The 17260-nt window shown below is 35.5% G+C and carries 9 protein-coding genes; all 9 read left to right on the forward strand.

Annotation, left to right across the window (positions count from 1 at the left end; genetic code table 11):
* A complete protein-coding gene (locus tag ACRHOC_RS04650; protein ID WP_431157401.1) occupies window positions 1–561 on the forward strand; it encodes a c-type cytochrome in 561 nt (186 codons plus the stop codon).
* 22 nt (window positions 562–583) lie between these two features.
* A complete protein-coding gene (locus ACRHOC_RS04655) occupies window positions 584–1951 on the forward strand; it encodes a quinol:cytochrome C oxidoreductase (RefSeq protein ID WP_431157402.1) in 1368 nt (455 codons plus the stop codon).
* A gap of 28 nt (window positions 1952–1979) precedes the next feature.
* Window positions 1980–3041 (forward strand): cytochrome c oxidase subunit II, encoded by a 1062-nt coding sequence (locus ACRHOC_RS04660; protein ID WP_431157404.1) that lies wholly within the window; start codon window positions 1980–1982, stop codon window positions 3039–3041.
* A gap of 34 nt (window positions 3042–3075) precedes the next feature.
* A complete protein-coding gene (locus tag ACRHOC_RS04665; protein ID WP_431157405.1) occupies window positions 3076–4872 on the forward strand; it encodes a cytochrome c oxidase subunit I in 1797 nt (598 codons plus the stop codon).
* A 70-nt stretch (window positions 4873–4942) separates the two neighbouring features.
* Complete coding sequence (gene ruvB / locus ACRHOC_RS04670) at window positions 4943–5965, forward strand: Holliday junction branch migration DNA helicase RuvB (protein WP_431157406.1); 1023 nt, start codon at window positions 4943–4945, stop codon at window positions 5963–5965.
* Window positions 5966–6001: 36 nt separating this feature from the next.
* Complete coding sequence (gene queG, locus ACRHOC_RS04675) at window positions 6002–6928, forward strand: tRNA epoxyqueuosine(34) reductase QueG (RefSeq protein ID WP_431157407.1); 927 nt, start codon at window positions 6002–6004, stop codon at window positions 6926–6928.
* 50 nt (window positions 6929–6978) lie between these two features.
* Entirely contained in the window at window positions 6979–9258 is a 2280-nt protein-coding gene (locus ACRHOC_RS04680) for an NADP-dependent malic enzyme (RefSeq protein WP_431157408.1), read from the forward strand.
* Window positions 9259–9426: 168 nt separating this feature from the next.
* Window positions 9427–10008: a Holliday junction branch migration protein RuvA gene (gene ruvA, locus ACRHOC_RS04685; protein ID WP_431157409.1), complete on the forward strand. Its 582-nt coding sequence runs from the start codon at window positions 9427–9429 to the stop codon at window positions 10006–10008.
* A 4-nt stretch (window positions 10009–10012) separates the two neighbouring features.
* A complete protein-coding gene (gene sprA, locus ACRHOC_RS04690) occupies window positions 10013–17257 on the forward strand; it encodes a cell surface protein SprA (RefSeq protein ID WP_431157410.1) in 7245 nt (2414 codons plus the stop codon).
* The last annotated feature ends 3 nt before the right edge of the window (window positions 17258–17260 follow it).

The raw sequence follows: 17260 nt of genomic DNA on the forward strand, positions 1-17260 counted from the left end.
ATGAAGATAGTAGCAAAATATATCGTAGTATTAGTTTTATTGGTTGGATTTACATCTTGCCAGAAAAATTCTAGACCTAACTATCAATACATGCCGAATATGTATGAACCAGTAGGTTACGAAGCTTATCAAGAATCAGACGCATTTAATAATGGTGTTGAAGCACAGTTACCTGCTGAAGGAACAATTCCAAGAGGTAATTTTATGCCTTATGAAATTGAAGATACTAACGAAGGTTATGAAGAAGCAAAGGCTTCTTTGACGAGTCCATTAGATTCAGCAGATGTTGATTATGCCAGAGGTAAAGAATTATATGATGTTTACTGTGGTATATGTCATGGAACAAAAGGAAATGGTCAAGGAAAATTGGTGCAGCGTGAAAAAATACTTGGTGTACCAAGTTATGATGATGCTGGGCGTGCAATTACCACAGGAAGTATTTACCACGTCATATATTATGGTAAAAACACAATGGGTTCATATGCCAACCAATTGAATGAAGAAGAAAGATGGCAAGTAACGGCTTACGTTGAAAAACTTAAGGCAGATTTAGAAAAATAAGATTTAGATAAAGATTATATAAATGGAATATAAAATTTCAAATCGACTAAGAATAGGTGCTATAGTTTTAATAGTTCTAGGACTGTTAGGAGTAGGTTACGGATTTTGGGATTCTCATCAAGTAACAGAGGATAACATAGCCGAGTATCTTGCTAATGAGGCACACCATGGTGATCATGGTAGCGAAGCTACTCATGGATCGGATGTAGCACACGCTTCTGATTCTCATGGAGAGTCTAGTGCGCATGCTGATGAAGGTCATGGAGACGAAGCACATGGTGGTGGCCATGAGATGAGCCATGAAGAACACGTGCTTCACCAAATTCATAATAGACCCTATGCTGCACTGTATGTGGCAGCGTTCTTTTTCTTCATGATCGCATTAGGAGTACTCGCTTTTTATGCCATTCAATATGCAGCTCAGGCTGGATGGTCTCCTGTTCTATTTAGAGTTATGGAAGCAATTACGGCTTATGTACTTCCAGGAGCATTGATTGTTTTTGCAATTGCTTTAATAGCGGACAAACACATTTTTGTATGGATGGATCCTGAGGTTGTTGCTCATGATAAACTCATTCAAGGTAAATCAGGATTTTTGAATAAGGGCGTATTTATAGGACTAAGTTTAGTATTCATCTTAGGATGGAGTGCTTATCGTTTCTTAGTTCGTAAATTCTCATTAGCTCAAGATAATTCAGATAATAATTCAAACTTTAAAAAGGCTTTTAGATGGTCTGCAGGGTTCTTGGTATTTTATATCGTAACAGAATCTGTTGTGTCTTGGTTATGGATTATGAGTGTAGATCCACACTGGTTTAGTACCTTATTTGGATGGTATGTATTTGCAAGTATGTTTGTAAGTGGTATTACTGTTATTGCCTTAATCACAATTTATTTAAAGTCAAAAGGCCTATTACAATTTGTAAACGATAGCCATATTCATGATTTAGCCAAGTTTATGTTCGGTATTAGTATTTTTTGGACGTACCTATGGTTTTCTCAGTTTATGCTAATATGGTATTCTAACATACCAGAGGAGGTAACGTATTATGTGACACGTATTGAGTATTATAAATTACCATTCTTTGGAATGGTAGCCATGAATTTCATTTTCCCATTATTAATATTAATGAATAGTGATTACAAACGTATTCCTTGGTTTGTAGTTATGGCGGGAATAGTGATTTTATGTGGACACTACCTAGATGTGTTTAATATGATTATGCCAGCTACTGTGGTAGATAGATGGGCGATTGGAATCCCAGAAATAGGCTCAATATTTTTATTTGGAGGATTGTTTTTATTGGTAGTATTTACCGCCTTGAGTAAGGCACCACTATTAGCAAAAGGTAATCCATTTATGAAGGAAAGTGAACATTTCCATTATTAATTATTATTAAAAAAGAAGAGAAACGATAATGACAGCTTTATTAACAGTATTAATTGTACTTTTTGTAGCCGTTGCTATATGGCAAATGGTGAAGATTTTTGATTTAGCTCAAGTAGGCGCTTCAAACACTCAAATAGCCGATGATAAAGACAATAGAATAAATGGCTATTTAATGCTAGGATTCTTAGTTTTTATTTACGGAATTACAATAGTTAGTTTTATTTATTTGGGAGACCAACCTTTAGTTTCAAACTCAGCATCAGAACATGGTCCAGGTTTAGATAACCTACTGATTATTTCTTTTGTTGTAATCTTTATAGTTCAGATTATCACGCAGTTTTTATTACACTATTTTGCTTACAAGTATAGAGGTGAAAAAGGGCGTAAAGCTTTGTTCTATGCAGATAATAATACTTTAGAGGCCGTTTGGACAGGTATTCCTGTAATTGTACTTGCTGGTTTAATAATCTACGGATTATTCACTTGGAATGATATCATGACGGTAGATGAAGAATCTGACCCAATGGTTGTGGAACTTTATGCACAGCAGTTTAACTGGAAAGCAAGATATGGCGGTGATGATAATGTATTAGGAAAAGCTAATGTTAGATTAATAGACCTAGATAAGGCAAATATCTTAGGAGTAGATGAATCAGATCCAAATGCTCAAGATGACGTTATTGTAACAGAATTACATTTACCAGTTGGAAGACCAGTATTATTTAAAATGCGCTCTCAGGACGTATTGCACTCGGCTTACATGCCACATTTTAGAGCGCAAATGAACTGTGTTCCAGGTATGGTGACTCAATTCGCATTCACACCAACGGTTACAACTGAAGAAATGCGCCAAAATCCTGATATACAGGAAAAAGTAAAAAACATTAATGAATTAAGAGTAGAAAGACAGGCTGAAATTGAAGAAGCGGGTCAAGACCTACTTTATGAATTTGATTATCTTCTTTTATGTAATAAAATTTGTGGAAAATCACATTACAACATGCAAATGAAGATAATTGTAGAGACTCAAGCTGAGTTTGATGCATGGATGAAGGAGCAAACAAAATTTGCAAATTCTTTATTAAATTAGAAAAAATTAAACGAAAAAGAATAAAAGAAAGATTATGTCAGCAACAGTAGATACACACGTACACGACGACCACGACGTACATCACCACAAAGAAACATTTGTAACTAAATACATTTTTAGTCAAGATCATAAGATGATTGCTAAACAGTATTTACTTACTGGTGTAATTTTCATGGGTATCATTGGGATATTAATGTCCTTACTAATGCGTATGCAAATCGCATGGCCGGAGCAACCAAATGTTATTTTTGAATCCCTATTAGGTAAATGGGCACCAGGTGGTGTTATGGATGCCGATATATATTTGGCATTAGTTACTATTCATGGTACAATTATGGTATTCTTTGTACTTACAGCAGGACTTAGTGGTACCTTCAGTAACTTATTAATACCATTACAGATTGGAGCACGAGATATGGCCTCAGGATTTTTAAATATGGTTTCCTATTGGTTATTCTTTATCTCATGTGTAATTATGATTGCTTCATTCTTTGTTGAAGCAGGACCTGCAGCAGCAGGTTGGACGATATATCCACCGTTATCAGCATTACCGCTTGCACAAGGTGGTTCTGGTATGGGTATGACCTTATGGTTAGTATCTATGGCCATATTTATCGCATCGTCGTTATTAGGTTCATTAAACTATATAGTAACTGTAATTAATTTACGTACAAAAGGAATGTCTATGACAAGACTTCCGTTAACAATTTGGGCGTTCTTTGTAACAGCAGTTATCGGTGTTATTTCATTCCCAGTATTATTGTCAGCGGCATTATTGTTAATTATGGATAGAAGTTTTGGAACGTCATTCTTCTTATCTGATATTTTCATTCAAGGTGAGGTTTTACATTACCAAGGAGGATCACCAGTATTATTTGAACATTTATTTTGGTTCTTAGGTCACCCTGAAGTTTATATTGTATTATTACCTGCTTTAGGAATCACTTCTGAGATTATCGCAACAAACTCACGTAAGCCAATTTTTGGTTATCGTGCAATGGTTGCCTCAATTTTGGCAATTGCATTCCTTTCAACAATTGTTTGGGGTCACCATATGTTTATTTCTGGAATGAATCCATTCTTAGGTTCTGTATTTACATTTACAACCTTATTAATTGCGATTCCTTCAGCTGTAAAGGCGTTTAACTATATAACAACGCTCTGGAAAGGTAACCTACAAATGAATCCAGCAATGCTATTTTCAATTGGTCTGGTTTCTACTTTTATAACAGGTGGATTAACTGGTATTATACTTGGAGATAGTGCATTAAATATTAATGTTCATGACACCTATTTTGTGGTTGCACACTTCCACTTAGTAATGGGTATTTCTGCCTTGTATGGTGTATTTGCCGGAATCTATCATTGGTTCCCTCGAATGTTTGGTAGAATGATGAATAAAAATTTAGGATACCTCCATTTCTGGGTAACAGCAATATGTGCGTACGGTGTATTCTTCCCAATGCACTTTATTGGAATGGCTGGACTACCAAGACGTTATTACACGAATTCAAATTTCCCATTGTTTGATGATACCACAAATGCACAGGTTGTAATTACAATGTTCGCATTAGTTGGTGGATTAATTCAATTAGTGTTCTTATATAACTTCTTTAGTAGTATTTTCTATGGTAAGAAAGCAGAGCAGAACCCTTGGAGGTCAAATACATTAGAGTGGACTGCACCAGTTAAGCACATGCACGGTAACTGGCCAGGTGAAATTCCACATGTTTACCGTTGGTCTTACGATTATAGTAAGCCTGGGCATGATGAAGATTTTGTACCTCAAAATGTACCGATGAAAGAAGGTGAAGAGGAGCTCCATCATTAACTAAAAATTTATTTAAGCATATCAAAAGCCTTTCTATTTAAGAGAGGCTTTTTCTTTATATTTGTTTGGCATGAATGAAAATTTAAATCCTTCAAACGAAAATTATTCTCCTGAGGAGCTCGATGTTGAAAAGAAGTTAAGACCCTTAACCTTCGATGACTTTACGGGACAAGATCAAGTTCTTGAAAATCTATTGGTTTTTGTTCAAGCAGCAAATTTGAGGGATGAGGCTTTAGATCATACTCTATTTCATGGCCCACCAGGACTTGGTAAAACAACTCTAGCGCATATATTGGCTAATGAGCTAAATGTTGGTATAAAGGTGACATCGGGACCCGTTTTGGATAAACCTGGAGATCTTGCTGGTTTACTGACTAACCTTGAGGATAGAGATGTATTGTTCATTGATGAAATACACCGACTTAGTCCCATTGTCGAGGAGTACCTATATTCAGCAATGGAAGATTACAAGATCGATATTATGATTGAATCTGGTCCAAATGCCAGAACAGTTCAAATAAATTTAAATCCATTTACTCTAGTTGGTGCAACCACACGTTCGGGATTACTAACAGCACCAATGCGAGCGAGATTTGGTATTAGTAGTCGTTTACAATATTATAATACAGAGTTATTAACTACAATTGTGCAGCGCAGCGCCTCTATTTTAAATGTCCCGATTTCGATGGAAGCAGCAATAGAAATTGCAGGTAGAAGTAGAGGAACACCTAGAATTGCAAATGCGCTTTTAAGACGAGTAAGGGATTTTGCACAAATAAAAGGTAATGGAAGTATTGATATAAAGATCGCCAAGTTTTCTTTAGAAGCACTTAATGTTGATGCACATGGACTGGATGAAATGGACAACAAAATCCTTACAACTATAATCGAGAAATTTAAAGGCGGTCCTGTAGGGATAACCACTTTAGCAACTGCAGTAAGTGAGAGTGCTGAAACTATAGAAGAAGTCTATGAACCATTCTTAATTCAACAAGGATTTATAATGCGTACACCAAGAGGTCGAGAAGTGACTGAACAGGCCTACAGACATTTAGGTAAGATTAAAGGTCCGACTCAAGGTGGATTATTTTGACCATTATTATGGACATGATTTATAGCTCCTGAAATTATGCTGAACAACAAAATTAAATACACTGAATTTATTAAAACCGAAGCTAAGCGCCTCGGTTTTTTATCTTGTGGAATAAGTAAGGCAGAATTTCTCGAAACAGAAGCACCTAGATTAGAACGTTGGCTTAAGAAAAATATGCATGGCGAAATGCGCTATATGGAAAACCATTTTGATAAGCGTTTAGACCCTACTCTTCTAGTTGAAGGATCAAAGAGTGTAGTGTCATTATTGCTGAATTATTTTCCTAATAAGGTACAAGAGACAGAGAGTTATAAACTCTCAAAGTATGCTTTTGGGACGGACTATCATTTTGTAATAAAGGATAAACTGAAGTCACTTTTAAATAGTATTCAAGACGAAATAGGTGAAGTTAACGGACGTGCTTTTGTGGATTCAGCGCCAGTATTAGATAAAGCTTGGGCGGCAAAATCAGGTTTGGGATGGATTGGAAAACACAGTAACCTTTTAACGCAACAAGTAGGTTCGTTCTATTTTATCGCTGAACTAATTATTGATTTAGAACTAGAGTATGACACACCAGTAACAGACCACTGTGGCACCTGCACTGCTTGTATTGACGCTTGCCCAACAGAAGCCATAACAGAACCTTATGTTGTAGATGGGAGTAAGTGTATTTCTTATTTTACTATTGAGTTAAAGGAGAACTTACCAACCGACTATAAAGGAAAATTTGACGATTGGATGTTTGGTTGTGATGTATGCCAAGATGTGTGCCCATGGAATCGATTCTCAAAAGGACACAATGAACCACTATTTAATCCACACCCAGAATTGTTGTCAATGTCCAAAAAAGATTGGGAAGAAATAACTGAAGATACCTTTAGAAAAGTGTTTAAAAAATCTGCTGTAAAAAGAACCAAATACTCTGGTCTAAAAAGGAATATTGAGTTTCTAAAGGAATAAGATTTTAAATATTTCATTGTGTATCTTTGTAGCTTAATTCTTTTCGAGAAATGAGTAAGCAGAGTAAGCGTATTGAAGCATTGGTTTATCACGCCAAACCAACCCCAGGAAAAATAAAAGTTATACCAACAAAAAAATATGCCTCTCAACGAGATCTATCTTTAGCATATTCTCCTGGTGTTGCCGAACCATGCTTAGAAATTGACAAAGATGTAGATAACGTCTACAAGTACACTGCAAAAGGAAATCTAGTGGCCGTCATTTCTAATGGCACAGCCGTTTTGGGGTTAGGGAATATTGGGCCAGAAGCGTCTAAACCAGTAATGGAAGGTAAAGGCTTGCTGTTTAAAATATTCGCTGACATCGATGTTTTTGATATCGAAGTAGATACTGAAAATATAGATGAATTTATAAATACAGTAAAAAATATTGCGCCAACTTTTGGAGGGATTAATCTGGAGGATATTAAGGCTCCAGAGGCTTTTGAAATTGAGCGCCGTCTTAAGGAAGAACTCGATATACCAGTGATGCATGATGATCAGCACGGAACAGCAATAATCTCAGCTGCCGCACTTTTAAATGCTCTAGAACTAGCTGGTAAGCAAATTGAAGATGTAAAAATAGTTGTAAGTGGTGCAGGAGCCGCAGCTATATCATGCACGCGCCTTTATCAAGCCTTTGGAGCTAAGAGAGATAACATTGTTATGTTAGATAGTAAAGGTGTCATTAGAGCAGATCGTCCTAACCTTACTACTCAAAAAGCAGAATTTGCCACAGATAGAAAAATTGATTCACTAGATGAGGCCATGGTAGATGCAGATGTTTTTATTGGTTTATCCATGGCTGATATTGTATCACCAGAAATGCTAAAATCCATGGCTAAAGACCCTATTGTTTTTGCTATGGCAAATCCTAATCCTGAGATCGATTATAATCTTGCAATCGATACAAGAGATGATATTATAATGGCTACAGGTCGTAGCGATCACCCTAATCAAGTAAACAATGTACTTGGTTTTCCTTTCATATTTAGAGGCGCATTAGATGTAAGAGCAACCAAAATTAATGAAGCTATGAAAATGGCCGCGGTGAAGGCCCTTTCTAATTTGGCTAAAGAACCAGTGCCTGAGCAAGTAAATTTAGCATATAATGAAACAAGATTAGCTTTTGGAAGAGATTATATTATACCAAAACCTTTTGACCCAAGACTAATTGCCGAGGTTCCACCTGCAGTGGCTAAAGCAGCTATGGAAAGTGGTGTTGCTAAAGCACCTATTGAAGATTGGGATAGATATAAAAATACCTTACTTGAACGCTTAGGATCTGATAATAAATTAGTACGAATGTTGCTTGGTAGAGCGAAGACAAATCCAAAACGAATTGTTTTTGCAGAGGCTGATCAACTCGACGTTTTAAAAGCGGCGCAGATTGTATATGAAGAAGGCGTTGCTCATCCTATTCTTTTAGGAAGGCGCGATACCATTATTAATTTAATGAAAGAGATCGATTTTGAAGTTGACGTCCCAATTTTAGATCCAAAGTCAGACGAGGAGTTAGAACGTAAAAACAGATATGCCAAGTCCTATTGGGAGAAGCGCCAACGTCAAGGTGTAACCTTGTATGCTGCCCAACAAAAAATGCGTGAACGTAATTATTATGCAGCCATGATGGTAAATGAAGGCGATGCTGATGGTATAATTACAGGATACTCTCGAAGCTATCCAAATGTGGTAAAACCAATGTTAGAGCTTATTGGGATGGCAGATGGTGTTTCAAGGATAGCCACTACTAATGTGATGATAACTCAGAGAGGTCCAATGTTTTTGAGTGATACTTCTATAAATATTGATCCAAGTGCTAAGGATTTGGCAAGAATTGCAAGAATGACATCCAATGTTACAAAGATGTTTGGTATAGAACCTGTAATTGCAATGACGTCCTATTCAAACTTTGGGTCTTCCGATAACCCACGAGCTGAAAAAGTTAATGATGCTGTTTCTTTTTTACATAAAATATATCCCGATATGATTGTAGATGGTGCGGTACAAACAGACTTTGCATTAAACTCCGAAATGCTTCAGGATATATTCCCATTTTCAAAATTAGCTGGGCGAAAAGTAAACACCTTAATTTTTCCGAATTTGGATGCGGCGAACATAACTTATAAACTTCTTAAAGAGCTGAACCAAACGGAATCAATTGGTCCAATAATGATGGGTATGAACAAGCCTGTTCATATATTACAATTAGATGCTAGTGTTGATGAAATTGTGAACATGACGGCCATTGCAGTTATTGATGCTCAAGAAAGAGAGAAAAGGGTTCATTAATTCAATATTCTTGGTCAATTCAAAGCTTTGTAATGAAAAATAATTTATTACATTTGGCTTATTAACCTATGTATCATAATTAATTAGTCTCTATACCTTAAAAGCACATTTGTTAGGAGATTAAAATAGACGTATTTATACAGGTTAATCTAAGTTTTAAAAGGATTTATGATTACACACTTAGAGGGAAGACTTGTTGAAAAAAATCCTACGGATGTCGTTATAGATTGCAATGGTGTTGGCTATTTCATTAATATCTCATTACATACCTTTTCCCAGATTCCAGATCGCGAAAATTTAAGACTGTATACTTACCTTCAGGTTAGAGAAGATTCTCATACGCTCTATGGTTTTTCTACTAAATCTGAACGAGAAATATTTAAGCTACTTATTTCTGTAAGTGGAATAGGTGCAAATACAGCCAGAACAATGTTATCTTCTTTATCTCCTGAACAAGTAAAGGAAGGAATTGCAAGTGGTGACGTAGCTTTGATTCAAAGTGTAAAAGGGATTGGTGCTAAAACCGCACAACGTGTCATAATTGACCTAAAAGACAAAGTGTTAAAAGTCTATGGTATTGATGAACTTTCTTTAATACCGAACAATACGAATAAAGATGAAGCGTTATCTGCTTTAGAAGTTTTAGGATTTAATAAAAAACAGTCAGAAAAAGTTATTGATAAGATTTTAAAAACACATCCAGATGCCCTAGTAGAGCAGATAATAAAAGAAGCTCTGAAAAACCTATAAACAATTGAATAAAACTAACTATAATCAATATTTAAGTTCTTATCGTTTGTTATGCTTTGTAGTTGTACTACTATTAAGCGGTTTTTCTGGTGCCCAAGAAAATGAACAAGAACAAGATTCTACTAAAACTACTTTTGCTTTTGGTAAATTAAACATGCCAAACCCAAGTAGTATTGTTTCTAAATATACCTACGATCCTATTTTAGACAGATATATTTTTACTGAAAAAATAGGAGATTTTAATACAAATTATCCGCTGATTTTAACACCAGAAGAGTTTCAGAAATTAGTTCTTCAAGAAAAGCTAAAGGCCTATTATAAACAAATGGCTGATGCTGCCGATGGTAAGAAAGATGGATCAGAAGAGGATCAAAAAAACTTATTGCCAGAATTTTATGTCGATTCAGGTCTTTTTGAAACTATTTTCGGAGGGAACACTATAAACGTTATTCCTCAAGGTTCTGTTGAAGTCGATCTGGGTGTTCTTTTTTCTAGGCAAGACAATCCTGCTTTCTCACCTAGAAATAGAACCAATTTCACATTTGATTTTGATCAGAGAATTAGCCTTAGTCTTTTAGGAAAAGTAGGAACAAGGTTGCAGGTGACTGCAAACTATGATACAGAATCTACTTTCGATTTTCAAAACTTAGTTAAGTTAGAATATACACCAACTGAAGATGACATTATTAGGAAAATTGAAGTTGGTAATGTAAACATGCCATTAAACAGCTCACTAATCACAGGAGCACAGAGTTTGTTTGGTGTTAAAACGGAACTTCAATTTGGAAGAACTACAGTAACTGCTGTTTTTTCTGAACAACAATCTCAATCACGATCGGTTGTAGCGCAAGGAGGTGGTACATTAGAAGAATTCGAATTCTTTGCGAGAGACTATGATGAGAATCGACACTTTTTCTTAGCACATTATTTTAGAGATAATTATGATGAGGCTTTATTACAGTATCCTTTTATTGATAACCAAGGTCTTCAGATCACAAGAGTAGAAGTCTGGGTAACAAACAGAAATAACCAGACAGATAACGTAAGAAATGTAGTAGCCTTTCAAGATTTAGGAGAATCTCAGGCTGATAATATTGGATTTAACCCAATTCCCCCTGGATTCATTAATAACCCAACTGAGTTTCCTCGAAACGAAAATAACGACTTAGACCCAACCAATATTGGTGACCCTGGATCTATACTTAATGATAACGTTAGAGATATTACCATTGTAGAAACAGGTATTAACGTTCCTGCGAATGAAGGGTTCGATTTTGGAAAGTTAGAAGCTGCTCGTAAGTTACAAGAGGGTCAGGATTATGTATTAAATTCTGAATTAGGTTACATATCATTAAACCAAAGATTATTAAATGATGAGGTACTTGCTGTTGCATTTCAATATACAGTGGGTGGTGAAGTTTATCAGGTAGGTGAATTTGCAAATGATGGCGTCGATGCGACTTCAGTTGATACTGGTGGTCCTAACAATGTCATTAACAACCAAAGTCTAGTACTTAAAATGTTGAAAAGTGCTGTAACTGTTGTTGATCTTCCGATTTGGGATTTAATGATGAAGAATATTTATGATACTGGAGCCTTTCAATTAAGTCAGGAAGATTTTAGATTAAATATATTTTATACAGAAGCATCACCAGTAAACTATATACGTCCTGTTGAAGGAACAACTTTCCCACCATTTGATAACAATACACCTTTTGCTGGAGATGATACCGAAATAAATGAAACACCTTTAATACGTCTGTTTCATCTTGACCGATTAAATTTTAATAATGATCCGCAAGAACGTGGTGATGGATTTTTCGATTATGTGCCAGGGATCACTGTTTTGACACAAAATGGGAAGATTATATTTACAAAAGCAGAACCTTTTGGTCGCTACTTATTTGATGTCTTGGATGATGACGGTAACCCAAATAACAATGATACCGATTATGATCAAGACGTGTATACAAATCTAAATCAAGAAAAGTACGTCTATGATTTACTCTATAAATCTACCAAAACACAAGCATTAGATGACGCTGAGAAGAATAAGTTTCAGATAAAAGGTAGATTTAAAAGTAGTGGTGCCGGTGGAGGTATTCCAATAGGTGCCTTCAATGTCCCTAGAGGATCTGTTAGGGTTACTGCAGGTGGTCGATTACTTGTTGAAGGAATCGATTACACTGTAAATTATCAATTGGGACGTGTAGAAATTTTGGATGAAGCATTAAAGGCTTCTAATACACCTATAAATGTTGATGTTGAGAACAACGCAGTATTTGGTCAGCAGACCAGACGTTTTACAGGTATAAATGTAGAACATCAGTTTAATGAAAATTTTGTTTTAGGTGCTACACTTTTAAACTTAAATGAACGTCCGATTACACAAAAGGCAAATTTTAATGCCGAACCAATAAACAATACAATTTTTGGAATGAATGGTAACTTCTCAACAGAATTACCTTTCTTAACCAGATTAGCAAATAAGTTACCAAATATAGATACAGATGTACCTTCAAATATTTCTGTTAGAGGTGAATTTGCCTATTTATTGCCTGGTGCACCAAAAGGGACTGATTTTAATGGAGAGGCCACGGCTTACATTGATGACTTTGAGGGTACTCAAGGTGCTATTGATTTATTGAGTCCATTATCTTGGTTCTTATCGAGTAGACCGCGTGAGCTTCCAGCCAATATTCCGGGTGATGATGATCCTGGTATTGAGAATGGATTTGGTAGAGCCTTTTTAAATTGGTACACGATTGACCCTATATTTTATAGTAACCAGAGACCTACTGATATTTCAGATGATGATGTATCAGACTTATATACCAGACGCGTATTTATAGATGAAATATTCCCAGAAGTAGATATAGTTCAGGGGCAAACATCGGTTATTAATACATTAGATTTAGCGTATTATCCTTCTGAACGTGGTCCATACAATTTCGACCCTCAGGCTACCAATGATATACTTAATCCAAATAACAGTTGGGCTGGTATTACACGACAAATTACTTCTACTGATTTTGAGCAGGCCAATGTTGAGTATATTGAATTTTGGGTTCAAGATCCATTTTTAGATAATCCGGCTGGTCAAGGTGGGAAGCTTTATGTTAACCTTGGTAATATTTCTGAAGATGTCTTAAAAGATGGTAAAAAGCAATATGAAAATGGGTTGCCAGAAGATGGAGATGTCTCATTGCTAAATCCAACAACTTTTGGTGGTGTTGTACCACAGAATCAATCACTCATTTATACGTTCGCCACAACAGGCCAGGAGCGTGCCAACCAAGACGTTGGATATGATGGATATGATGATACAGAAGAAACTATTCAATTTGGGCCACAGTTTGGTGAAGACCCATCGAAGGATAATTACACCTATTACTTAAATACAAGTGGTGGTATTTTTGAACGCTATAAAAGTTATAATGGTCAAGAAGGTAATACACCAGATGTATTTACAGATACAAACAGAGGATCTACAACGCAGCCAGATGTAGAAGATATCAACCGAGATAATACAATGAATACCATTGATAGTTATTTTGAGTATGAAGTTGATATTAATCCATCTGTATTAAACATTAATAATCCGCAAATTAATGACGTTAAGGTAAGAACAGTTACTCTTCCAAATGGACAAGAACGCACAGTATCTTGGTATCAGTTTAGATTGCCTATTAATGAGCCAACAAATGCCATTGGAGGGATTAGAGATATTAGATCTGTAAGATTTGCGCGTTTATACCTTCGAGAATTTACCGAGAATACTGTATTGCGTTTCGCAACTTTAGATCTTGTAAGAAGTGATTGGCGTCGTTACACTTTAGATTTAGATAATGATCCGACAAACAACAGTACAGATGCAGAGTTTAATGTTGCTATAGTTGGTGTACAAGAAAATGATGGAGATTATGTCATTCCTCCAGGAGTTAGACGTGAGGAACTTAATAATAACAATAACATTATTAGGCAAAATGAACAATCATTGGTTTTACAAGCCTGTGATTTAGAGCCAACAGATTCTAGAGGTGTTTTCAAAAATATAAATGTAGACATGCGTCAGTATAAAAAACTCCGTATGTTTTTACATGCTGAAGCACAAGAAGGATCTGTACTTCAGGAAGGTGAGCTTATTGCCTTTATTAGAATGGGTAATGATTTTACAGATAATTTCTATCAAATAGAAGTACCTTTATTACCAACAGAACTTGCAGATGATGGTCTAACAACTGAGGAACAAATTTGGCCCGAAGTCAATGAAATTAATATGCCTCTGGCTATACTTCAGGATATTAAGTCAAGAGGTATTTTTGATCAATCACTTACCAATGAAGATCCTACATTTTACGATGTTATAGATGGTGTGCTTGCAGAGAACCCAGTTCCAGAATTTTCACCCTTACCTACTGGTCAACAGCGTGTGGCAATAAAGGGTAATCCAAATTTTGGAGATATAAGAGTTTTAATGGTTGGTTTAAAAAACTCTGGTAACACTGGTATGAATGCATGTGGTGAAGTTTGGTTTAACGAACTTAGAATGTCAGATTTAGAAAATGAAGGAGGATGGGCAGCAGTTGTAAGTATGGACTCAAACATTGCCGACTTTATGGATATTAGTGCTACGGGTAGAAGAAGCACAATCGGATTTGGTGGTATTGAGCAAAATCCAAACGAAAGAAGTCGTGAAGATGTAAAACAATATGATGTTGTTACTAATGTGCAGTTAGGGCAATTATTGCCAAAAGAATGGGGAATTCAAATACCTTTTAATTATGCACAAAGTGAGGAAATCATTACACCTCAATTTGATGAATATTATCGAGATATAGAACTAGAGACCCAATTAAATAATACAAGTGATAGGGATTCCATTCTTAAGGTTAATGAAAATTATACCAAGCGGAAAAGCATCAACTTTATTGGTGTTCGAAAACAGAAAATGGGTGATGCCAAGCGCCATTTCTATGATGTTGAAAATCTCACCTTTAATTATTCTTATAACAAAGTTGAACACAGAGATTTTGAAATAGAAAACTCCTTAGATCAAAATATACGTGCTGGCGTTAACTATAACTTTGCTTTTGAACCAGCAAGAGTAGAACCATTTAAAAAGAATGACTCGCTTTTTAAAGGTAAGTATTGGAAGATTTTAAAAGACTTTAATTTCAATTTATTGCCAAGTAGTATTTCTGTTAATACCGATATTAATAGGCAGTTTAGTAAACAGAAATTTAGAGAAGTTGAACTAGGTGGTGATAACATTGCAATAGAAGAGTTATTTAGACGTAATTATACGTTTGATTTTCAGTATGCAATTAATTACAATCTCACGGATGCCTTAAGTCTTAATTTTACTGCAGCCAATACCAATATTGTTAGAAACTACTTCATTGACGACAGAATTAATGGAAGGCAAGATCCAGATTTAAATGTTTGGGATGGATTCTTTGATTTTGGAGATCCTAATCTTCAAACACAACAACTTCAGGTTAATTACGAATTACCTATTTATAAAATACCAATATTGAGTTTCCTCAGGGCAACTTACGCGTATAGTGGTGCTTTTCAATGGCAGAAAGGTTCAGATTTAAATGAAGGCCTCGTTTTAGATGGACAGACATATAACTTAGGACATTCAATTCAAAATTCAAATACGCATAATCTCAATACGACCCTCAATATGGAAACCTTCTACAGATCTATCGGTCTAGTACGTAAGGGTAATCAGGGTGGTCGAAACAGAAATTCATCTGTAAAAAGGCGAAGCGCACCTACACCTAATGCATCTTTAGATAACAGAAATTCAAATTCATCTAAAAAAGGAAGTGCAGGACAAAAGGCCTACAATACGCTTATAGATATTATAACAATGGTGAAAAGAGTACAGTTTGGTTATTCTGAGAATAATGGTACGTTCTTGCCAGGTTATTTGCCAACACCAGGATTTATAGGAACTTTAAGGCCAGCATGGGATTATACTTTTGGAAGCCAACGCGATATTAGAGGTATTGTTGCAGAGAATGGTTGGTTAACGATCTTCCCAGAGTTTAATCAGCAATATACAGAGGTAACAAACAAAACTTTAGATTACTCTATGAATCTTGAGCCAATGCGCGATCTTAAAATAGATTTAATTGGGAATAGAACTTTTGCTGAAAATATTACTGAGACGTTTAGAGCCATAGATATTGATAATGATGGATTAAGTGACCAATATGAAGATCTAATTACAAATGCATTTGGTAATTTTAATATTTCAACGGCATTGATAAGAACAGCTTTTAGTAAAAGTGATGAAATTCAATCGACAACATTTGATGCTTTTAGAGCCAACCGTTTAGTGATTGCAAATCGATTGGCAAGAGAGTTTTACGGTACCAACACATTCGCCACTGATGCAGAAGGATTCCCATTAGGATTTGGGAAAAACAGTCAGCGTGTATTATTGCCTGCATTCCTAGCCGCTTATCAAGGTACAGACGCTGAATCTATATCAACTGATGCATTTAGAGATGTACCAATTCCAAACTGGACGTTAAAGTATACTGGATTAATGAAAATTCCTTGGTTTAAAAAGACCTTCAGAAGATTCTCTATTCAGCATGGTTATCGTTCTAGATATACAATTAATCAATTCAGAACCAATTTAGATCTAGATCCTTCAGAGTTTAATTTTGGGCAGCCTTATGCTGATCAGCCAGATTCTGTATTGGATCAATCAGGTAATTTTAAAAATGAGACGCTTTACAGTAATATCAATTTAGAAGAACAATTTAGTCCTCTGATTAGGCTTGAGTTTGAAATGAAAAATTCAATAAAAGTCCTTGCAGAAGTTAAAACAGACCGACTGTTGTCTTTAAGTTTTGATAATAATTTATTGACCGAGATTCAAGGTGAAGAATATACACTTGGTTTAGGTTATCGTATCAAGGACTTAAGAATCAGATCCAAGTTAGCGGGTGCTAAGCAAATAATTAAAAGTGACTTAAACATGCGAGCTGATGTCTCTGTTAGAGATAACAAAACCATAATTAGATATTTAGATTTAGAGAATAATCAAGTTACTGCAGGGCAAACTATTTGGGGTGCAAAGTTCACGGCAGATTATGCATTCAGTAAAAACTTAACAGGGATCTTTTATTTTGATTATACTTTCTCAGACTTTGCTATTTCAACTTCTTTTCCACAAACATCTTTACGTTCAGGAATTACTTTAAGGTATAATTTCGGTAATTAATTT

This window comes from Winogradskyella poriferorum, assembly GCF_050618035.1.
In the GTDB taxonomy this organism is placed as follows: Bacteria; Bacteroidota; Bacteroidia; order Flavobacteriales; family Flavobacteriaceae; genus Winogradskyella; species Winogradskyella poriferorum_A.